The 21,660-nt window shown below is 41.9% G+C and carries 20 protein-coding genes; 7 read left to right on the top strand and 13 right to left on the bottom strand.

The features are described from left to right. Positions 1-226: 226 nt before the first annotated feature. Positions 227-958, top strand: coding sequence for a triose-phosphate isomerase (tpiA, locus tag IQ274_RS18465; RefSeq protein WP_163930153.1), 732 nt, complete (start codon positions 227-229; stop codon positions 956-958). Between the two features lie 52 nt (positions 959-1,010). Continuing rightward, on the top strand, positions 1,011-1,871 hold the full coding sequence (gene folP / locus IQ274_RS18460) for a dihydropteroate synthase (RefSeq protein WP_194143066.1): 861 nt from the start codon (positions 1,011-1,013) through the stop codon (positions 1,869-1,871). Positions 1,872-1,874: 3 nt separating this feature from the next. On the opposite strand, the gene IQ274_RS18455 is transcribed toward folP, so the two are convergent. Continuing rightward, a complete protein-coding gene (locus IQ274_RS18455) occupies positions 1,875-2,711 on the bottom strand; it encodes an SPFH domain-containing protein (RefSeq protein ID WP_163930119.1) in 837 nt (278 codons plus the stop codon). A 959-nt stretch (positions 2,712-3,670) separates the two neighbouring features. Here IQ274_RS18455 and rpsU point away from each other — a divergent pair. Beyond that, positions 3,671-3,850 carry a 30S ribosomal protein S21 gene (rpsU, locus tag IQ274_RS18450; RefSeq protein ID WP_012410658.1) on the top strand — a complete coding sequence of 60 codons (180 nt, stop codon included), beginning with the start codon at positions 3,671-3,673 and terminating at the stop codon, positions 3,848-3,850. A 230-nt stretch (positions 3,851-4,080) separates the two neighbouring features. Here rpsU and pth read toward each other — a convergent pair whose 3' ends face one another. The 3 genes from pth to psbH all read right to left on the bottom strand — a co-directional run bounded on the left by pth (position 4,081) and on the right by psbH (position 5,503). Continuing rightward, entirely contained in the window at positions 4,081-4,722 is a 642-nt protein-coding gene (gene pth, locus IQ274_RS18445; protein ID WP_114082826.1) for an aminoacyl-tRNA hydrolase, read from the bottom strand. 151 nt (positions 4,723-4,873) lie between these two features. Then, positions 4,874-5,149, bottom strand: a complete 276-nt coding sequence (locus tag IQ274_RS18440; protein ID WP_163930123.1) for a TatA/E family twin arginine-targeting protein translocase — start codon at positions 5,147-5,149, stop codon at positions 4,874-4,876. A gap of 150 nt (positions 5,150-5,299) precedes the next feature. Next, complete coding sequence (psbH, locus tag IQ274_RS18435) at positions 5,300-5,503, bottom strand: photosystem II reaction center phosphoprotein PsbH (RefSeq protein ID WP_094327589.1); 204 nt, start codon at positions 5,501-5,503, stop codon at positions 5,300-5,302. Positions 5,504-5,588: 85 nt separating this feature from the next. On the opposite strand from psbH, the gene psbN reads away from it, so the two are divergent. Continuing rightward, positions 5,589-5,720: a photosystem II reaction center protein PsbN gene (gene psbN, locus IQ274_RS18430; RefSeq protein WP_012410654.1), complete on the top strand. Its 132-nt coding sequence runs from the start codon at positions 5,589-5,591 to the stop codon at positions 5,718-5,720. Between the two features lie 83 nt (positions 5,721-5,803). Here psbN and IQ274_RS18425 read toward each other — a convergent pair whose 3' ends face one another. Then, the gene (locus IQ274_RS18425; protein WP_194143065.1) at positions 5,804-9,067 is read right to left on the bottom strand and encodes an alpha-mannosidase; all 3,264 of its coding nucleotides are present in this window, start codon (positions 9,065-9,067) and stop codon (positions 5,804-5,806) included. Positions 9,068-9,154: 87 nt separating this feature from the next. Here IQ274_RS18425 and IQ274_RS18420 point away from each other — a divergent pair, with 87 nt between their 5' ends. Next, positions 9,155-10,801: a hypothetical protein gene (locus IQ274_RS18420; RefSeq protein ID WP_194143064.1), complete on the top strand. Its 1,647-nt coding sequence runs from the start codon at positions 9,155-9,157 to the stop codon at positions 10,799-10,801. 140 nt (positions 10,802-10,941) lie between these two features. Here IQ274_RS18420 and IQ274_RS18415 read toward each other — a convergent pair whose 3' ends face one another. Continuing rightward, positions 10,942-11,817, bottom strand: coding sequence for a 1-acyl-sn-glycerol-3-phosphate acyltransferase (locus tag IQ274_RS18415; protein WP_322745242.1), 876 nt, complete (start codon positions 11,815-11,817; stop codon positions 10,942-10,944). A 333-nt stretch (positions 11,818-12,150) separates the two neighbouring features. On the opposite strand from IQ274_RS18415, the gene IQ274_RS18410 reads away from it, so the two are divergent. Further along, complete coding sequence (locus IQ274_RS18410) at positions 12,151-13,056, top strand: alpha/beta hydrolase (protein WP_194143063.1); 906 nt, start codon at positions 12,151-12,153, stop codon at positions 13,054-13,056. Between the two features lie 171 nt (positions 13,057-13,227). Here the strand turns inward: IQ274_RS18410 and IQ274_RS18405 are convergent, their stop codons facing one another. From IQ274_RS18405 to mnmE, 7 genes are all read right to left on the bottom strand, one after another. Then, positions 13,228-15,849: a carboxypeptidase-like regulatory domain-containing protein gene (locus IQ274_RS18405; RefSeq protein ID WP_194143062.1), complete on the bottom strand. Its 2,622-nt coding sequence runs from the start codon at positions 15,847-15,849 to the stop codon at positions 13,228-13,230. A gap of 204 nt (positions 15,850-16,053) precedes the next feature. Beyond that, positions 16,054-16,881 (bottom strand): P pilus assembly protein, chaperone PapD, encoded by an 828-nt coding sequence (locus tag IQ274_RS18400; protein ID WP_194143061.1) that lies wholly within the window; start codon positions 16,879-16,881, stop codon positions 16,054-16,056. Between the two features lie 181 nt (positions 16,882-17,062). Further along, positions 17,063-17,536, bottom strand: a complete 474-nt coding sequence (locus IQ274_RS18395) for a hypothetical protein (protein ID WP_163930135.1) — start codon at positions 17,534-17,536, stop codon at positions 17,063-17,065. A 41-nt stretch (positions 17,537-17,577) separates the two neighbouring features. Beyond that, positions 17,578-18,057 (bottom strand): hypothetical protein, encoded by a 480-nt coding sequence (locus IQ274_RS18390; RefSeq protein ID WP_163930137.1) that lies wholly within the window; start codon positions 18,055-18,057, stop codon positions 17,578-17,580. 472 nt (positions 18,058-18,529) lie between these two features. Then, the gene (locus tag IQ274_RS18385) at positions 18,530-18,859 is read right to left on the bottom strand and encodes a hypothetical protein (RefSeq protein WP_163930139.1); all 330 of its coding nucleotides are present in this window, start codon (positions 18,857-18,859) and stop codon (positions 18,530-18,532) included. Positions 18,860-18,909: 50 nt separating this feature from the next. Next, positions 18,910-19,680, bottom strand: coding sequence for an SDR family NAD(P)-dependent oxidoreductase (locus IQ274_RS18380; RefSeq protein ID WP_194143060.1), 771 nt, complete (start codon positions 19,678-19,680; stop codon positions 18,910-18,912). 108 nt (positions 19,681-19,788) lie between these two features. Beyond that, entirely contained in the window at positions 19,789-21,183 is a 1,395-nt protein-coding gene (gene mnmE, locus IQ274_RS18375) for a tRNA uridine-5-carboxymethylaminomethyl(34) synthesis GTPase MnmE (protein WP_194143059.1), read from the bottom strand. 207 nt (positions 21,184-21,390) lie between these two features. On the opposite strand from mnmE, the gene IQ274_RS18370 reads away from it, so the two are divergent. Further along, entirely contained in the window at positions 21,391-21,591 is a 201-nt protein-coding gene (locus tag IQ274_RS18370) for a hypothetical protein (RefSeq protein WP_012410641.1), read from the top strand. The last annotated feature ends 69 nt before the right edge of the window (positions 21,592-21,660 follow it).

Here is a 21,660-nt window from a genome sequence, read left to right as displayed (position 1 = left end):
ATCAATATGAGGTTTGAAATTTTGGGATTTTTAAATTACCCCTGTCTCTTATCCTAGTTATTTTTAACAAGGGTTTGGGGAGTAGGGGGGCAGTGGTGCATAAAAGAATAACTCTTGACTAATGACTAATGACCAATGACCAATGACCAATGACTAATGGATAACAAAAAGTCATAAACTGAAAAATGCATCTAAATAGCACGTTAGAATCTTGACTAAATTACCTGTGCGGAAAATCGTTATTGCCGGCAACTGGAAAATGTTCAAAACCCAGGCAGAAACCCAGGAGTTTTTACAAGGATTTCTGCCCCACTTAGAGGAAACCCCCCAAGGGCGAGAAGTTATATTGTGCCCTCCGTTCACTAATTTGAGTGTTTTGTCCAAAACTTTGCACGGTAGCCTCATCCAACTGGGGGCACAAAATATCCATTGGGAAGAATTTGGAGCCTATACAGGTGAGATTTCTGGCCCAATGCTGACAGAAAGTGGTGTACGCTTTGTGATTGTCGGTCATAGCGAACGACGGCAATACTTTGGTGAAACGGACGCAACTGTTAATCTGCGCCTCCGAACTGCTCAAAGGTTTGGTTTGACTCCAATTCTCTGTGTTGGTGAAACTAAACAACAACGAGATGCAGGAGAAACTGAAGCACTGATTGCTCTCCAACTCGACAAAGGTTTGGTAGATATCGATCAGAATAATTTGGTGATTGCCTACGAGCCAATTTGGGCAATTGGGACTGGTGAAACTTGTGAAGCAGTGGAAGCTAATCGAATAATTGGCTTAATTCGGAGCCAGTTGAGTAATCCAAATGTATCAATTCAATATGGTGGCTCAGTGAAGCCAAATAATATTGATGAAATCATGGCTCAACCAGAAATCGATGGCGTTTTAGTGGGAGGAGCAAGTTTAGAACCTGAGAGTTTCGCTCGGATTGTGAATTTTCACTTAGTGTAATGTGCCTTCTTTTCGTTCCCATGCTCTGCATGGGAATGCCTAATGTAGATTTATGCCAAGTAACTTAATAATTCGAGAACGCTGTTTCGATTGGGGACAGCGAACTTATTTGATGGGCATTTTGAATGTAACGCCTGATAGCTTTAGTGATGGGGGTGAGTTTAACACAACCTCTGCGGCTTTAGTGCAGGCGCAAGCACTGGTAGCGGCTGGTGCTGACATTATCGATGTGGGCGGTCAATCAACTCGGCCAGGGGCAAAGCAAATCACTCTGGCGGAGGAACTTGACCGGGTGTTATCGGTGTTACAGGTGCTAAGACCAGAAATTTCAGTCCCGATTTCTGTAGATACAACCCGTGCGGCTGTAGCCAAGGCATCTGTACAAGCTGGAGCGGATATTATTAATGATATTTCTGGCGGCACTTTTGACTCAGAAATGTTACCGACAGTTGCAGAGTTAAGTGTGCCGATTATTTTAATGCACATCCGTGGGACACCACAGACGATGCAACAACAGACTGATTATCAAGATTTGCTCGGTGAAATTTCTAGTTTTTTGGCTCGGCAAATTGAGGCAGCAACTACTGCGGGCATCGATCTGGATAAAATTATTATTGATCCTGGTATTGGTTTTGCTAAGAACTATGAGCAAAATTTAGAAATTTTTCGCGGCTTGCGATCGCTAACAAAACTCAACTGTCCTATCTTGGTAGGAGCATCCCGTAAAAGTTTCATTGGTCGCATTTTAAATCAACCAGATCCCAAAGCACGAGTTTGGGGAACGGCAGCAGCTTGTTGTGCTGCTATTTTTAATGGCGCTGATATCCTCCGAGTTCACGATGTTCAAGAAATGCACGATGTTTCACTAGTAGCCGATGCCCTATTGAGACAACCTATACAGCATGATTGCTAGGTATTACCGTTCTTCGGTTTTTTTGCCGTTACCTTCTTGTGTTACTGACTCAGCTATCAACTCCTGAAACATTTCACTTGAGTTAGCTGGGTCGACAAAGACAATTTTGGCGTTATTGCTCTCACCAAGTTTTTGGCTAGCATCTACGTAATCTTGAGCCACGAGATACCGCAAAATGTCTCTACTATCTGGATTGGAACGGAGAGCTTGAGAAATGATTTGCACTGAAGCCATAGTTCCTTCTGCTTTCTTAATAGCAGCTTCCTTTTCCCCTTCTGCTTCGGTAATTAGCGCCCGTTTTTTGATGACGGCGGCTTGCTCCTCTTCTCTAGACTTTCGCACACTTTCAGGTAGGGTAATTCTCTGAATATCTAACCGGAGAATCTCAACTCCCCAATCTGCCGTTACATTATTCAACTGATCTAATATAGCTGAGTCCATCTCTGCTCTAGAGACGTTGGTCTGCTCTAGGGTATTTTGGGCAATGATTTCTCGGAGCGTAGTTGTAGTTATCTGTGTTAATGCCCCTTGCAGATCCTCTATCGCGTAAAAGCTTCTCTCAATATCTCGAATGCGCCAGTATACAATAGCATCCACTTCTACGTAAATATTATCTTGGGTGATCACATTCTGAGGTTTGATGTCTGTATACTGCTCTCGTGTAGTATCTTCCATCACAATCTGATCTACCAAGGGAACAATAAAGTTCAGCCCCGGTTTAAGTTTCCGATGATACCGCCCCAAACGTTCGACTAGGGCCTCATTTCCTTGATTAATCAGTTTTGCAGAACCTAATGCATAACCTATAAGGGCTAAAACTATAGCAATAATTGGCTCCATGTATGCTCCTATTCGGCTTTTGGGAGAATTTAGTGTCAAAGATATGCTACTAGCTTGTCATATCTTTAGAGTTTAATGTTTTGAGTCTGTAATTTTATGAACACCAGCAGCGATGTCGAGTCGCTGCGCGTCTTGTACATAATTTTCTAAGTAAAACTATTTTGCGGAATGCGTAGAAGCTTTACTTCTTGTCGTCAGACATCGCTATTAAAGCACCTCGATCGCACCCTGGCAAGGACTACTTCATGTAATCAACATTACTCGTACTGACATCTTTAGCCAGTCGAGACTGACATCCAGTATATTCACTTAAATTTAATCAATTTTACGTAAAATTTAGTAGTAATTAAAAAACTATCCTACAAATCGGATTGAAATTGGCTTCAGACATTAAAAATATTATGGGCAGAGTGCAAACCTGCTGTTTAACGGCGAGTCAGGGAACCAAGAATCCCCGTCTCTTTAGAGCGGGAAGTGTTAAGGAATCTATTTGTTCCTTTCGGCGCATTAGCAACTGGATATAAATTATTCAATGAGGGCAGAATCAACTTTTAAAGTTTTGAAATATAATCAAATTTTATCATATTTGCGATAGCAATCTTATTTGATTAATGAGAATTGAAAGACAAAGTTCCTCAACTTATCAAAAAAGTTGGGGAACTTTGTCTCACTAATAACTTAGGATTGCGATGGTAGCCAAAACTAACTTGTCGCTAGTTCATATTAAAGTTAGGAAAATTTGACATTATATATTTCTCTATCTGCTCTACTATTACTGAGAGTGCATTAGAGCGCTTAAATTAACTTTTAGTTAAGTGCCAATTTGACGTTCGACAGGCACATATAATCTGTGTCAACTGGATGGATAGCCTCTTAATGATGACTTTAGAACGGGGGGTTTTACTAAGGTTGAGGCTACTATTACAATGGAAAATGTTGATTATGAGGAACAAGCAAGAATGACCCAAGTGATTCTTGGAGAGAATGAAGCAATAGACTCAGCTTTGCGTCGGTTTAAACGTCAGGTTTCCAAAGCTGGGATATTAGCTGATGTGAAATATCATCGGCACTTTGAAACACCCATTGAAAAACGCAAACGTAAGGCAGTGGCAGCTAGACGCAAAAGAACTTTTAAATAAACCTATTTGGTGTAATATGGCGTTGCTTGAGGTTATGACCTAAAACAGGCAATAGTGCTTAGGCGTAGCCCTTCCTAGACATCGCCATTATTTTTACAAAAATTAAGCAAACTATGCCGCACTTCAATTAGGGTGTAGAGCGCGTTAAAGGCTTTATTTCGGTTTGGTAGAGCAAGCTAAAATCGCTGCCCATCAACCAAAATAAACGCCTTTAGCAAACAACCTGGCCCCTAAGACTCAGAATTATTAATGGTGCGGCTATTACAAACATTCATCGCCTTTTCTACTCCCTGCTTGAGACTTAGTTCAATACACTCAACTACGAACTGAAGTACAAGAGACATCTGCTGATTTTCGGCAGAGGAGAATCGTCCCAGCACATGGGAGACAGTATTAGAATCATCGTTATTAGCTGCACCTTTGGGTTTACCAATACCGATTCGCAAACGGGGAAAGTTTTGGGTACTCAGATGTGCGATCGCACTTTTCATCCCGTTATGTCCCCCGGCCGAACCAGATAAGCGCAGCCGAGTTTTTCCCAAAGGCAAATCCATATCGTCGTAAATTATCAGCACTGACTCAGGTGGTAATTTATACCAACTTGTCACCGCTTGAATTGACTGTCCTGAGCGATTCATATAAGTTAACGGCTTTAGCAAGCGAATCTTACCTCCACCTGGGGCCATACCTTCGCCATACTCACCTTGAAACTTGCGGTTTTCTGCCAAGGAAATGCGCCAAGAACGGCAGAGAGCTTCTACAGCAGCAAAGCCGATATTATGGCGTGTTTGGTCGTACTTGCTTTCTGGATTCCCCAAACCAACAATTAGTTGTGGAATCACCAAAGCTGGTTGCGTAACAGCTTCTGTCATTTTGCCTATGGTCAATTGATATGCGTCACTCAACTAGTACAATGTCTAAGCTAGTTTTGAGGGTTTGTAGTAAGCACTTCAGTGCTTAAAATCCAGGACTAAAGTCCTTACTACGAACTTGTTCATCCTTGGTAACTAATTAGACAAACTACTAGCTAGGTTGAGAAGAACTAGCGGTAGTATCCTGCTCCGATTTAGCAGGGTAGATTTGCTTAGGTTCCAATTCAGCAGTAGTCTTGACAGCTTCTTCTAACTGTTCTGCTTCTTTTTGAAACTCACTTTGAAACTCCTTAGAAGCTTCTTGGAAACTACGGATTGTTTTACCTACACTCCGACCAATTTCTGGTAGCTTCTTTGGCCCAAAGATTAACAACGCCACTACCATAATTACACCCATTTCCGGCAGACCGATACCAAATATATTCATTTTTGTCTCCTGTCAACTATAGAACCACTACAGAAACTCATATATTATGTAGTCTACTCAATAGTTAGTATGCACTGACCATTCACAAAAAAACCCGGAAGAACCGGGTGTAACTTAACTTGTTATCCAAACTTGATAGCGGTGTATCCGTTAGCGTCCTAAACTCCGCCAATCGACATTTACATCCTGAACTAAGAGTGATCTATTGTAAAGTTGCAGAATAATCAGCAAAAACACAAAAAATAGCGCCATAAAAACAGCCATCACAGGGGTAGTACCCCAACCTGGAGCCACTTTTCCATACTCAGAGTTAAGTGGTTTCAGGATATCTCCCAACCTAGTCCTTTGTGCCATAGTTCACCTAATATTACTTGCCAAAGCTTTTTTTAATCTTCTGTAATATTCTATAAGAATAGCACTCATCATCTATCCCTCAATTATGGAACCCGCAATAGTTCTTAGCATTTCTATGGCCGCCGTGGTGGTTGCCATCACCGGAATTTCAATTTATACCTCTTTTGGCCCTCCTAGTAAGGAATTGAACGATCCGTTTGACGATCACGAAGATTAAAAGAGTCATTTGTCATTGGTCATTTGTCAGTGGTTGGTGGTCTGTGGAAAACCACAAGTGCCCACTGACACAGCAATAGTGGCTCACTCCAGCCTGGAATTGATCGCTGGGATTACCTTGAAACTGGCGATTTTCCAAGGCTGTATTGTTAAAATTTGTTGCCCAGATGAGAATTTAGTAGTAGAGGAACGCTCTAACAAATCTACTGTATCTCCTAGATTTAACCCTAAATTACTTTGCAAAGATAACTCGGCTGTTTCTCCGTGACATTCATAACATCGCAGAATTAACTGCTGTGGGTTATCTTCAGATGGCTTCAAGGCCATCAAGATTAAATTTTCAGCTGATAAATCTAGGAAACTCACCCCCAACCCATCTTTACCAGTAGAAAAGGGAGGATTTTCAGGTGCGTTTGCATTAGCAGGATTCAATATGACTTGTAACGGTATATTCAATTCATAGCCACGCCGTACCGTATGGGCTGATTCCCAGCTACCAGCATGAGGATACAAAGTATATGTAAACTCATGAAAACCTTTATCAGCTTCTGAGTCTGGCCAATTAGGGCTACGTAGCAGTGTTAGGCGGAGTTGATTTGGTTTGCTGTCGTAACCGTATTTACAATCATTTAGCAAACTAACTCCGTGAATACCCTTCTGTGTTTCTCCTGTCAAATCCGCCCAACGCAAAGCGGGGACTTCCCATTTTGCCTCTTCTGCGGGGGTTTGCGGTTTAGTTGTCCTGCGAATCGCGCCACAGGGAATTTCATAAGTAGCAAAGTCTGCTTCGATATTCAGAGGAAAAGCAGCTTTCACCAATACATGATTTTCTTGCCAATTGACGGTGGTAGCTATCTTCAGTAAAGGTGAACCAGCTTGCAAAATATAGTCTTGGCAAAATTCCGATTCACCCAATTGACGCACCACGCGCACACGAATTTGCACTGGCCCTTGTTCTAGCCACTGAATAGATTGAAGATTTGTTGAGGGTAAGGGATGTTGGGCATAATTGGGGTCTATATTCCAAGCATCCCAATATTGACCGCTATCTTTAAAAGCTTGTAGTTGATTTCCCGCACCACTCAAAAGTTCTCGTTGATAAGTTTTATCAAAAATACTTGATAAATCTCCAGTATCAGGATCGATAACAACTCGCAAGAATTCATTTTCTAAAATCCAGTCTGGGAGAAGTGAGGGAGATGTAGCTTTAGCTTCCCGCAGAGTTGGAGATGAGGGGGAAAGCCAAAATAGGCGGTAGCCAACGGGTGGAATTTCGGTAGCGAGAAATAATAGGGTTGATGGTTCAGATAATTGGGAGACAAGCTGCTTTCCTGAAGTATCGTAAATCTGCCATTCCTGTGGTGTGGGTAAGGCTACAGAGACTACCTCAGAACGCTGCCAATTGAGAGAATTGAAAACGAAAATAGGTAAACTATTGGGTTTTGGTGGTTCTGATAGGGTAATGTGAGATGCGATCGCTAAAAGTGAGTCTTGTAATATCTTCGTTCCGACTTGTTCCACTTGCTGCCACTGGGGTAAGGCATCTGTGTAAACTTGAGTAATTGAAGAACCAGGTAAAATATCGTGAAACTGTTGAAATAAAACCTGCTTCCAAGCTGCTTCAATTTCTGCTTTCGGATATGTCGCACCACAGCTTATGGTTGCTAAGGTAGCAAATAGTTCAGCTTCATACAATAAATTTTCACAACGACGATTCCAGCGTTTTTGGTCTGCGTGGGTAGTGTAGCAACCGCGATGGAATTCTAAGTATAGTTCGTCATTCCAAGTAGGAAATGACGAAGAATCATCACTACTATCTCCTGCCTCCTGCCTCCTGCCTCCTTCACTGATTTGCTTTAAATATTTTTCAGCCGTCGTGAATTCAATATCTGGAAAGAAAGGTGACTTTTGCCAGCGTTGGGCGATTTCTAACATATCACGAGTGGGGCCGCCGCCGTGGTCGCCGACACCGGGAAGCCAGAGGGATTCTGATAAACCAGTTTGGGATTGCCATTCCAGAGCGTAGGATGCCATTTTAACTGGGTCAATGTTTTCACCGATAGGTGCAGACATCAAACTAAAGACTTCGCTACCATCAGGCGATCGCCACCAAAAAGCCCCATAATCAAATTTAGTAGTATCATTCCACCGCAACTTCTGGGTGACAAAATACTCAATTCCGGCATTAGCGAAAAACTGGGGTAAAGTTGCACAGAAACCAAAAGAATCTGGAACCCACTCCATAGTTGAAAGCTTGCCAAATTTCTCCTGAATGTATCGTTGACCATACAATAGCTGACGGACTATTGATTCACCAGAAATTAGATTGAGTTCCGGTTCCACCCACATCCCGCCGACAACTTCCCAACGTCCAGCGGCCACCTGTGCTTGAATCGCCTGAAACAAATCCGGGCGATGTTCCTCAATCCAAGCGTAAAGTGCGGGAGTCGAATGACAGAAAATTAACTCAGGGAAATCTGCTTGCAACTTCAGAACCGACTCAAAAGTATTTTGCGCCGCATTCCAAGTTTCACTCACAGGCCATAACCATGCTAAATCTAAGTGAGCATGACCCAATAAGAAAATTTTAGATTTTTGATCCCCCCAACCCCCCTTCAAAAGGGGGGCTAAGATATCGGATTGAATTAGGTTTTGACGTAGGGACAAAAACGCTGTTGCTAACTCTTCCTTCGCGTCCTTTGCGCCTTCTCTACGAGACGCTGCGCGAACGCGGTTCGTAACCTCCTCCACCATCTCCACCAAAACATCCAACCTCTCCGGCGCAAACCTTTCCAAATAAAGTTGCACCACAGCTAATTCATCAGCCACAAAACCCGGATCGGGATTATTATCAACAGTAGACTCATAAACTAGGAGCGATCGCACTAAAGCACCATCACAATGTCCCGGACTCACTAACCGCAAAGCCACAACAAACTCTTCCCCTGGCGTTACCCCTCGACTGAGAAGCACTCTCGGCGAACAATCAAATAAATCACCCTCCAGCACTAACTCCCCATTCACATAAATCTCAGCAGAATCCGCCCACCAAACCAGCGCTAGCCGTAAAGATAACCCAGTTAAAGGATAACCCTGTAAATCTTGGGGCACTACCAACCTTTGGACTAGCCATAGTACTTTTTTCCCTCCAGTCCAAGCGATATGTTCTTTAGCATTCAACTTAACAGGTTGCCAATGAGACAAATCAGCAGCGACAACATCAGTAATAATCAGGTCAGATTCCTGGTATAGCCAGCTAGACTGAAGATTAACTTGGCAAAAAGAGCGTAGTTGCTCAATTGCTTGTGAGATGATTTTGGTATGAGATTGAGAGACAGTGGGAGTCATATATTCGCTAATATGAGGTGTTGGTTGTTTTTATTGTTTGGCGCGAGTCTCACAACTTAACAAGACTTGAACTAAAAAATTACTACTATGTCTTCTGGTTCCTCTGGTCGTTATCAAAGCAGACTATTTAACTTTGTCCACCAGCAATCCCGGCGGGTGACACAACAGTGGGAACACACCTTTCGGCATTTGCAAGTTGCCACTAAGTGGGGTGTGGAGGCACTACTTTACCCAGTGTATCTACTGTTTCAGTCATCTGAATCATCTGGGAAAACGCTACAGACCAAAGAGCCACAAACTAGACTAAAGTTACAACCAAATGATACCGATTTCCAGTCCGAAATTCCAAATGCTGATAGTCCTATTCAACAAGTACTAGAAGCAGTCAATTACGTGTTGTCAGATGAAGCCGCCTCCACGCCTACAAAAACATCTGAAACTTTCAATCCCTTGGCTTTATTGGGAATTTTTCGGCTGAAATTTGTTGATAAAAACTCGACAAATAACGTAATTTATATAGAATCTTCAAGTATTACAGAGAATAAAGCGGAAATTATCAATTTACAGTTAGATAACGCTCTAAAACAGCAATTCCCAGCAGTGCAGGGAATTGCCACAAATTTGATGAATCGGAGTTTAGTACTTGTTACTACCGAAAATGAAATTCTAGATATTTTGACACCCCAGCAGCAGGCAAAGTTAGAAGATCGAATTATTAACGAAGTTGCTAATTACTGGCAGTCTTGGCGGTTGATTATAGCCAAAAAAGAAACGGAGCTATTACCACAAATTGACCGTTTATTAGCAAAACTCACTGACGGAAATACAACCAAAATTCCAGTTTTAGCTGAGGGTATATCAAAAGATTTACTTAATACTGAAAGATTACTAGCATTTCTAGATATAGCTGTTGCTAAGTTGGAGTCAAATGCTTTAGTACCTGTGCAAGAACGTAGCCAGGAAATTGTTCAAGTTGCCCAAACTCAGTTAAACATATTTCTTTATGGCAAAGAGCAATTAGCTGCTAGGGGAGAAATTGCAACCACTACTGATGGTTTGGAAACTCATGCACTGAATATTCAGGCTTTGATTGAGGCGGCGCTGAATTACTTTTTTGGTGTTGGTAATAGAAAAACACTTGATTCAACAACTAGCGATGAGCAATTGCCAGGTAAAGTATTCTCATCACGCTTTAGAAAAGCCTTGTCTAAAAGCCCTCTATTGGAAAACCAGGATTTAGATGTTGATCCTTGGCTAACATGGAATGATTTATTTGGTGACACTGAAACCGTTGCTGAAAAATCAGTGAGAGGTTCTCAAGTTCAAAATCCTGCTCTAGCTGCAAGTTTATCAGTAGGACATTTTCCCCAAAAGAATTTAACTGTAAAACAACCTAAAATTGGATCTGGTTTGGTGCAAAGGAAACAAGCAACTGGTAATCTTGCCTCAAGCCAAAAAATATCTGGAAAAGTTTCTTCTGCAAAACAAACTCAAGCCCATACTTCCCTAACTAAACGCGACATTCGGAAAGGGGAAATTTTGCAACAGCAGTTTCATCAAAGTAGTCAAATTGAGGCACAGCCGGACTGGATAGAAACCAAAGCAACTTCAACAGGCTATGAGAAACATCCCTTAGAGCAACTTCTGGAATGGGTTGATTATGCTATGCTCTGGCTAGAAGAGAAATTTGTAAAGATTTTTCAGTCATTACGGCAGATGTGGCAGGGAAAATAAGACTAATTCGTAATTCGTAATTCGTAATTCGTAATTCGTAATGGGCTACGCCCCGCTACGCTAACGTAATTCGTAATGACGCTCAAGGTATTGTTAACATAGTTCTTAATTAGAACAAACTTTTTAGACCAATAAACTGATCACCACAATATATGATTGAGGAAATAACGTAACAGTTTGGTTCCGGTTGGTTCTTGATAATTAGTTGGCAACATAGCCAGCATCGCATTCTGTAACGTCTCCAAAGCTACTTCTACTTCCTGGCGCTTTGGTCTGGTTGTTTGGGCAAAGTGTAACGGTTCACCGACCCGAATTGTTAACTCCTTTCCCAAATACAGGTCATGAGTCCCAATCAGTGCAACTGGAATAATCGGTACACCAGCCCGCAAAGCATAAATCACAGTCCCACGTTTTAAAGGGAGATGCAACTTACCCTCAGCAGTTCCGAGTCGTCCTTCGGGAAAAAGAATCATCCCATCTCCACGATTCAAAATTGCCAGGATAATCCGGTCTATCTGTCGGAGTGTGTGTATATCTTCTCCTGTCGGTACTGTCTGTTTAATTGCTGTAGCCAGCTCAACTAAATCTTGCCTTCCTGCTTTAGCCGCTTCCATCACAGCAACTTCTTCTTTCCACACCCGTTCCAAAGGAATCACACCCCCTGCAAAACCGAGGATGAAGCGCTTCCACCACTTGTTATAAAGAGTACGAGCATCGCCCAGGATGTAATAGTGGGGTTGGGTAGGGAGTTCGGCTAACAGGAGTAAGGGATCTATATGGTGGAGATGGTTGACAGCTAGAATTGCAGGTTTCTGAGGTATTCTTTCGAGATGTTCGACCCGTACCTTGAAAAAGGAATGGATGAGTGATCGCATCACAAAACGACGCAGCCCAGAGTTGGCTCTAGGTTCTGAATGCCCCTGATTAGCATTTTCCAAGCGATTGAGGGTTTTTTCGATAATCTGGCGAACAGCGCGATCGCCAGCCGCAGATACACCCTCTTTTACCCGCTTTATACTTGCAGCAGTTAAAGTTTCTAATTGTCTACTATCTTCCTGCTGATGGCTAGATTTCGAATCGGTATGAACTTCGGAAATTACCCCATCAGCTTGGTCTTCCTGAACAGATACCTTAGAAGAATTTTTGATAAAAATCTCCTTGAATTCATAAATAAATCATAATTCTTGAGGTTATATTATTAACCAACCCACGGTTAGAAATTGTGGAATGCTCTTATCAAGATTTTAAATAAATTAGCTGTAATTATCCCCATAGCCAGAAGCTATTTTTATACAATCAGTGTTGACATGTTAGTAACTTGCTGAGAGAATACCTAAAAAATTAACCAGATGATTGACCATAGCGATCGCATCGCGTCTCGTAAAGAAGGCACATTCCAAGGTGTTGGAGGGCTTGACCTCTATTACCAAAGCTGGCATCCAGAGGGTAAAGTAAGAGCAATATTAGCCATTGTGCATGGACTCGGAGCCCACAGCGATCGCTACAGTAATGTAATTCAGCATTTGATACCCAAACAATACGCCATCTATGCTTTAGACTTACGTGGTCATGGACGCTCACCAGGTCAGCGAGGCTATATCAACGCTTGGAGTGAGTTTCGAGAAGATTTGGTAGCCTTTTTACAGTTAATCCAAACTCAGAATCCTGGCTGCCCAATTTTTCTTTTGGGTCATAGCTTAGGTGGGGTGATTGTCTTAGATTATATTCTGCGCTATCCGCAACAAGCATCAGTTTTGCAAGGTGCGATCGCTCTCGCGCCAACCTTGGGGAAAGTTGGGATTTCACCGATTCGGGTGCTTTTAGGAAAACTGCTCTCACGGGTGTGGCCGCGTTTCACACTGAATACAGGCATTGACATCAGTGCTGGTTCAAGAGATCCGCAGGTTTTAGCTGCGATCGCTCAAGATACACTGCGACATACCCTTGGTACTGCCCGTCTAGCTACAGAATTCTTTGCAACAGTTGATTGGATTAATGCTCACGCAGCTGATTGGCAATTACCATTATTGATTCTCCACGGTGGCGCAGACCGAGTGGCTTTACCTGAAGGAAGTGACATCTTTTATCAACGGGTAAACTGCACAGATAAGCTGAGAATTGAGTACCCAGAAGCCTATCACGAAATTCAGCGTGACCTCAATTATCAAGAGGTAATGGCAGATTTAGAGAGTTGGTTGGAGCAACACCTATCATCTGAGGTGGTGCAGTTAGGACGGGGAAGCACTGAATTATAGGGACTTCTAAATAAAAAAACATTCCAAATTTTATTGTGGGATGGCTGTCCGCACCCGTCCCATATTCAAGGCGGGCAGGATGCCCACCCCACAAGATGGATAATTTATTTCTTGTCAGTCCCTAATTATTTTTAATTAATAATTTTTAATTTTTAATTGGAGCGAAGCGACTTATGGCTGTTGCAAATTAAGCTCTTGGAATGGTTCAGAAGACTCTTCCAATTTCAAGCTACCAGCAGATTTACCGTTGATTTGCAGAGTGTATTTACCCTGTGACAAGCCTTCTAAATAATAGACTCCAGCCCCGTTGGTGACAGAAAAACGCCGAGTTGCTTGATCTGGTTGTATTGCTTCTACCCGTGCGCCTGCGATCGCTTGACCTTGAGTATTTGTGACTACCCCCGATCGCGCGTAAGAACGAATTAACGGAATCATCACAGGGGTGTAACTCCCAGCAACTACATCAACAGCTACAGACTCAACCATAGGCTGCCAATCAGGGGGTAAACCTGCTGGATCGAGGTCGAGGCGATAAATACCAGGAGGCATTCTTACTAAAGTGCGATTGCCCTGAATTTGTGGCGAAAATAACTTAAGGGGTTTATTGTTCAAAGTCAATAACAAATCAGCATTATCTGTATAAACTTCTTCGCCTCTATCCTGTTTACCATTATTGTTCCGGTCAAAAAATGGCTTAATCAACACTCCGCCTTGTGTACGAAAGTAATTAGAACGGCGATCGCCTGGACTAATACCCCCTTGTAAATTCAGACTAGAAGCTAAATCTATGCTGAAAGTTGCTTCATCAGAACTCGGCGATACACCTTGATAACGCGCCCGTAATAGCAAACCGGGTAAAACTGTTGTTGATAATGTGGCTAGTATTCCATTACCCTGAGAACCAACGCCATAACCTAACTGTGCTTCCCACTGATAGCTACCATCAATCGCCTGTTGTTGTGAACGATAGCGCCAACTCACACTTAGCAAGCTGTCGCTACGATTTTGATTCTGTGTTTCATAATTTAACAGCAGTGAGTTGCCACTACTAGAAAAACGGTTTTTAGATAAGTTGTAATTCAGTTCCGACAAAGTACTGATTTCGTTACCGCGTTGCGTTAATTCTAGTTTCCCAAGACGTTGCAGCAAATTCCAGCGCAGACGGTTTTTAGTATCTAAGCTGACACGGGCAAAGGTAAAGGCATCTTTGCCACTCAAGTTAAATTGCATTCCGCTAGATGTCGCATCACCCGTGTCAGTACTGGCGAATAAAGTGAATTGAGGCAAAACTCGCCAATCTAGATTAAAACGGCTAGATAAGCGATCGCTGGTAAATATAGCACTCAAGTTAGACGCTGGATCGTAGCGAATATCTGTATTCACATCCCACTTATTACCCGTCAGTGCTGAAACTGCTACCTGCAAAGGTAAGTTTCTAGCACGCCAAAATAATTCTGCTAAGGCTTTAGGCGATTCGTCATATACTCCACCTAAGCCTACTGTCAGATTTTCCGATAAACCCCAACGTCCAGCAATTCCTCCCCGAAAGTCAGAAAAGTTGCCCAACAGACTTTGATTTCCCAAAGAATCCCGTCGCAACCCGCCAGAAACGATTAATCCTGAAGCACCTGCTGGTAATTGTCCTGGAACTGTAGAAAAATTAGCCTGTTGAATTTCTGGTTGGGCGGTGAGTCGCCCTTGGGGATACAGCAAGACGCGATAATTATTTGCCAAAAATTGATTTTGACTTTTAATATTTTCAAAGCGGTAAATGCCAGAAGAATCAATTAAAATTTCGGCAATGATGCGATCGCTAAAACCTTGTACTAAGCGCACTAATGTACCTGGTTCAGCCTTACCAGCAATTGTGCGTCCAATAGCATCTGCTTGTAAACGTTGGCGAGGATCAGAAGAACCACCACCAAAAGGTTGAGGTGGTACAAACCCCTGTCGTTGAATGGATGTAAAACCCCAATAGTCTCCTGTTCCTTGAGTTTGCCAAAAAGTTGGCTGGGAACCCACAAAATAATCAGCTGAATTAGTTTGTCGCAGAAATTGCGCTTCAGCAATATTCCAAGTTTGTGAATTTTGTAAATTTGGTTGATCGGTGCGGATGAACCACGAACCACCGAAAGCACTACCAACAGCCAGTAAATCACCTCGATAACTTGTTGATCTTGTAGCACCACCGCTAGCATTTACCTTCTGTTCAATTGCCGCAACACTAAACTTTTTAGGTGTAATGTGTGGTAATCCTTCTAGTTGAATTGGAGTTTCTGTTTCTGCTATGCCGCTAGATTTATCTACGCCTGTAACATCTAAAATAATGGCGTATTCATTGATGTCAAATTTTGCCCCTATACCAAAGAAAGTATGTAAATCTTGAATTGTAAAAACTAATCCTAATTCTGGATCGGTGCGAAGTTTTGTTGGGTTGATGCGAGTCACAACACTAAGCGATCGCACTTCTAATTGACCGTCTGGTAAAGTGGTAACATTTAATTTCAACCCTTGAACGACGGCATCATAGGGTAATAGCCAATTTTGAAAATCAATTGCTTGGGAACCATCTTCTTGACCACGTACCAAAACGCTAGAATTGACATTGCGGTTGCCGACATTCAATCCTACGGGAAAAACTTTAAATTCGGAATCCTTAGCTAATTGGGTACTTGTAGGTGTTTGTGGATTTGATGCAGGCGTATCTGCCTTAGCTGGGATGATAATAATTTGATAGATAAGAGCGATCGCAGCTAGCAGACATCTGCCTCTAATTAATAACCGAAGTTGCACAAATTTTTAACTTCTCAGTAAAATTTCCTACAGAAATAGAGACATTACATTGCAACATCTCTACCAACATATAATTCCCAAGCATCAAATAAAATTATCGATATTAATGCTGTATTTTACAGTAATACCAATTCTCCAAAATCAGATTAAATCTGGCATCTTTAATCTGATTTTTTAATTAAGAATTACGAATTATTACACAAGCTATTTTTTCTGTGATGCAGCTGTTTGTCTAGGAATAGTAATATTTACATTGAAGGGCAACTTACTTTTATTATTGTCTTCACCCCAGAATAACTCACCACTTAGCTGATATTGACCAGGATTCAAGGCTGGTTGGTCTTTATTGGGGTAATTTAATAAAAAATTGCGATCGCTATTTGCCACTACAGCATTAGTATCTATCTGCCCAGTTTTGACAACAGTTTGCCCTTGGCGTAACGTCCAATTTAAACTGGGGAGAACAGTTGCTTGACCACTATTGCGAACTAAAAGTTGAATTTGTTTTTGCTCTGGGTTAAAACTGGCACTATCAATTGCTAGTTGGGGAGAAAGATTGCCTTTTCTGACATAGAATGTTACGCCAATTCGTGCTAGTAAAGTAATATTATTACCAGCAGCATCTTTCGATTCAGTAAGAGTTTCATTAAATACGACCGCTCGATATTCGCCATCTGGTAAATTAGGAGCCAAGCGACTGATGAGGCGTACCCGGCGAACTTCTCCTGGTTTGACAGTCAACTCACGCGGTGAGAATTGCAGATATTTCGTCAAGTCACTGGGACTAGAGGATAAGGTTTGAAACCCTGTATCGCGGCTATAAGTAAAAGGTTCAGCATAGATGCGAATGCGAGAAGGGGTTTTGCTAGTATTGGAAATTGTAATCATTCCTTGGGCTTGTCCGCGTTCCGCTTTGGCTTCAATCACTAGCGGAGAAACGCTCATTTGTGCTTTAGCAGCAGCAGGAAACAAAACTAGGGCGAATAAGCCAGCACTAACAGCAGCTAGAGAGCGCCAATTACTCTTGAGCATATTTATAACTATGGCAGGATTGTAAAGTTAATTTCTGATTTATAGTTCCCAAAAGGAGATTTATTTTATCTATTGGTCATGAGAAAAATATCTTGCCGCTTGAAGATTTACTCTTTAACGACAAGATATTCAATAACTATTTTTCTCAACCAAATTGAAGGAAAACTGGAAAAATTTTAGACTATGGCACGATAGTCAATGTTGTTACATAGCTGTAGTTTCCAGGAACAAGGGGACTGCCCTTATCTACTATCATGTCTATATCCAAAGGCAAACCGCTACCAGAGGGCAGCAACACAGGACTACCACCCTGAGAACTAGTACTGCCAAAAGGTGAATTGATATAGCCATTAGAGTTAATGGGTGTAAAACTAGGGCCTCCGGTCTGCTGTGGCTTAGATATACTCACTCTGGCACCTTGGTTACAGCTAACAAAAACCTTACCAAATTGTCCTCCAGGATATCCTCCCGCTAGTGAAGTTGGGTTAGTCTGCTGGTTGAGTCCTAATTTACCAGGGATAATTTGATCGAAGTTGCAGACACCACCGACATTTACTGTAAAGGGCACATCAGCCGTTTGTGCAATTGTTTTGGGTGCAAGAGCAGCAGAACCAACAATTATCAAAGCAACGGTTAATAAAGAACGACGAATCATTTTTAAATCCTTCTCAAATAAATAAGGGTTGCAGAAAACAGCTATGGTGCGATCGTTAAGGTAACAACGTAAGTATAAATGCCTGGTGTAAATGCTACAGGTCGCTCTATGAGCAAACCCACCTCTAAATTGGTATTACCTGCTGGTAAAGTTGCACTCCCACCGCCGACATCACTGCGAAGGTTAGTCGAACCAAATTTTAAAAATCCGATGTGCGTTGTTCCAGAAGGATCGGCACTAGGGCCAGATACAAATCTGGGGGGTGAAACAGAGATGGTGGCAGGCGTGCTAGTTTGCACACCCATAGTCGCAGGAGTTTGTGATTCAAACTTTGTCGGAATTCCACCAGAACTGCTAGAAATAGTTGGTTCAGCAGTGCCAGGCGCAGGAGCATTAAAGGTAGCTTCAGCTGGAACTGTTCCACTGAAAGGAACATCTGCACTTTGAGCGATCGCAGCTTGATTTAGAGTGAATGCACTTGCCAGCACCAGGCTAGAGATTAACGCTAGACGGTAAAACATAAAGAAGTTACCTGATGACTCAGCTTTATCCTGTATCAGTGCATATTTTCATAATATCTATCAAAAAATACAATATCGACAGCATAAATACGTATCTTAAACACTGAGTTCAAATTGCGTTAAGATACTTACTTGTATAAAATTTTAATAAAATCTAGAACTAGCACTTTCAAGGTGGATAAAAATTTTGCTTAAGAAATTCCTCTTTAACCTCTTGACTGTAAAGAAAAATGAACTAGCTAAAATCCTTATACCTATTGCCTATTGCCTATTACCTTATCCCAACGACAATTATTTACGCCCACTTACTACTATTTCTAAGATACAAGGTTGGGTGCAGCGATCGTGTAACCCAACATAAAATTTGGTGGTAATGTTGGGTTGCGTTTCACTCCACCCAACCTACATAAATATATCTTTTAAAAAACTACGCCAATACTGATACGCTTTCTGCTCTATGTAATATGCAAAGTCAGTTATGTACATTATCTGAAAAATATGTTGCTGAGGATACAGAGTTTTTGCCAACCAAGATAGGTTCTCCCTTTACTCCTCCACGGGTAAGAGTACAAATTTTATAAAGGTTTTCGCACTCAAAGATTGCCATAACTAGCTCTTTCCCAGTTTGATAAGAGGATGGTAAGGGTTTACCTACCTCGCATTCCATATCAATTTCGCGATCGCGCCACTGTAACTTCCAAATACGCTTTTCGGTTATTGGTGCTTTGACAGACCGAGCAAAAGCACTATACACTTGCTCTGCTTTGATATCATCCTTGGCTGCTGGCACAAAAAACTTCATAGGCTTTGGTTACAAGTAATGTGAGTTTCACTAGCACCAGCGTAACGCAGTTACCAAGGCAATCTGCTTCCATCCCACGATAAAAACTGCCCACTATCGCCTTCTTGAAGTTGTTCGATGACAGTCAATAATTGGGTAACGGTGCGTTCCACTGTGAATAATTTTTCCGCAGGTACATTTCCTTGGAAAGGACGGGAAAGGCGTGTATCAGTTGTACCAGGATGTAATGTCACTATTAATGCTTTAGGACAACTTCTTTTATACTCAATTGCCGCAGTTCGCATCAACATATTGAGTGCTGTTTTAGAAGCGCGATAGCCATACCATCCACCGAGTTGGTTATCACCAATACTGCCCAATTTAGCAGAAATACTAGCAAACACACTGCGTTCTCCATGACGCAACAGAGGCAATAGATGTTTAGCTAGCAAGACAGCACCAATACTATTTATCTGAAAGTAGCGCAGCAAGTTTTCTGAATTTATCTGTCTTAAGCTTTTTTCAGGTTGCAAAGTATCTTCATGCAACAGTCCTACACAGTTGACTACCAAATGCAGTTTGTCAACTTGGGTATGTATTTTTTGAATAGTTTCAACAATCTGTAACTCGTCAGTAATATCCATCTCTAAACAAATTAATCGCTCAGAATGTTCATCTGCAAAAGATATTAAATCGGGGGCTAATTCTAGCTGACGAGAAGTTGCAAAAACTTTAGCTATTTTCTCATCCTGTAGCAATCTTTTTACAAAACCAAAACCAATACCTTGGCTGGCTCCCACAATCAATGCGTTTACAGAATTGATTTCATCGTTTAAAGACATAAAATTTTATGGTTTAATAATATTAAAACTTAATAATTAGGATAGATATTGGGGTTTTATTCGCTTCACCCAAACTACTAAGATTAGTAAAAACAGGATAGTTGGGGTTTATTTACCAATGCAAAACTTGCTAAAAATCCTATCCAAAACTGATTCTGTTACCTCTTCCCCAGTAATCTCTCCCAGTGCTTGAATTGCACCGCGTAAGTCAATTGTCCAAAAATCTAGAGGGAGCTGCTGGACAATTGTTGTTTGTACTTGTTCCAAAGATATTTTAGCTTGAGTTAAAGCTGCTGCTTGCCTTTGATTAATGGCTAAATCCATGTCAGCAGCTTGGACTCTTTCTGCTTTGACTAGCTCTAAAATTGCTACTTCTAAAGCATCAATACCTTGATTTTGGGCTGCTGCTGTGAGAATTTTAGATTTTAGATTGGGTATTTGAGATTGAAGAGTTTTTCTTTCGCTTTCTTCTACTAAGTCGATTTTGTTAATGACTAGAATTACTGGACGGTGTTGTACTTGTTCGTAAATTTCTTGATCGCCTTCTGTCCAACCTGCTGAAGCATCGATGGTAAGCAAGACTAAATCAGCTGCATTGGCGGCACGACGCGATCGCTCTACGCCAATTTTTTCCACTTGATCTGTTGTTTCCCGAATCCCGGCTGTATCTAGCACTTGTACGGGAATTCCCCCGACAACTAGCTGGGATTCCACCACATCGCGGGTTGTACCAGGTAAGTCTGTGACGATCGCGCGATCGCTCCGGCTCCAAGCGTTCAATAAGCTCGACTTACCCACATTTGGCCGCCCAACAATTGCCACTTTTAAACCTGTGCGTAGCAACTCACCTTTGTCTTTAGTTGCCAATAATCTTGTTATTTCGGCGGCAATTTTCTCGATTTCTGATATTATTGCTTTATCATCCAACGGCGGTAAGTCTTCCTCAAAATCGATTCGAGCTTCGATTTCTGCCAAAATATCTAGACAGTTAGCGCGTAACTGCCGGATTGGATGAGCTAATTTTCCCTGTAAACCAGCTAAGGCAGTTTGGGCAGCTTGAGGTGATTTAGCTCCCACTAAATCAGCAATACCTTCGGCTTGAGTTAAATCCAATCGCCCATTCAAAAAGGCGCGGAGAGTAAATTCTCCTGGTTGAGCTAGTCTTGCACCGTTTTCCAAACACAGTTGTAATACCTGCTGTACTGCCATTATTCCCCCGTGGCAATGGAATTCCACCACATCTTCACGGGTGTAAGAACGAGGTGCTTTCATAATCAGCAATAGGGCTTCATCTACCAATTGTTGGGTTTGGGGATGACGAATATAACCGTAGAGAATCTGGTGAGTTTCCCAAACTTGTCGCCCTGGTGCATGAAAGAGAGTTTGGGCTAGAGCCATTGCTTCAGAACCTGACACCCGCACAATACCAACACTACCCTGTTGGGGGACAACAGCAGTTGCGATCGCAGCGATAGTTCCAGTAGTAGCAAAAACTTCTGACATGAGTGCCCTTCATAAGAGTGAGAAATTAGGAGTCAAAATCATAACTCATAACTGATAACTTTCTAAATGGTAGGTGTTTAGACTAATAGGATAGCAACTGGCAAGGTAAAATTTACCTAGAGGTTAATGCCTGATAGTAAAGAGTTAGGGGTGAATATTAGAACTCACAACTTTATAACTTATAAGTTTTAGAGAGAGGAATTTACTGTGGAGCAAAAGATTAACTGTGCTGTAGCCTGTGTTAACGGATGTGTTTTAGGGGATAAATGCCCCAACATCGAGTTTAGAGAGGCCGCTGCAAAATTTATTGAAGAGACTCCCTTAGACAAAATGTTGGAGTTGGCACAAGAACGCCTGCGTAAAAAAATGACTGAACCGCCAAAATGGGTTTTTCCTGAAGATCCATAGCATTTGCACCAACAGGCACAAGCAAGACAGCGAGGAGCTTAAATAGTATCTGGATCTATATTTAATTCT

The organism is Nostoc sp. LEGE 12447 (assembly GCF_015206985.1).
Lineage (GTDB): Bacteria > Cyanobacteriota > Cyanobacteriia > Cyanobacteriales > Nostocaceae > Nostoc.
The sequence above is the reverse complement of the archived record's forward strand: the minus strand, read 5'-3'. Positions and strand labels throughout refer to the sequence as shown.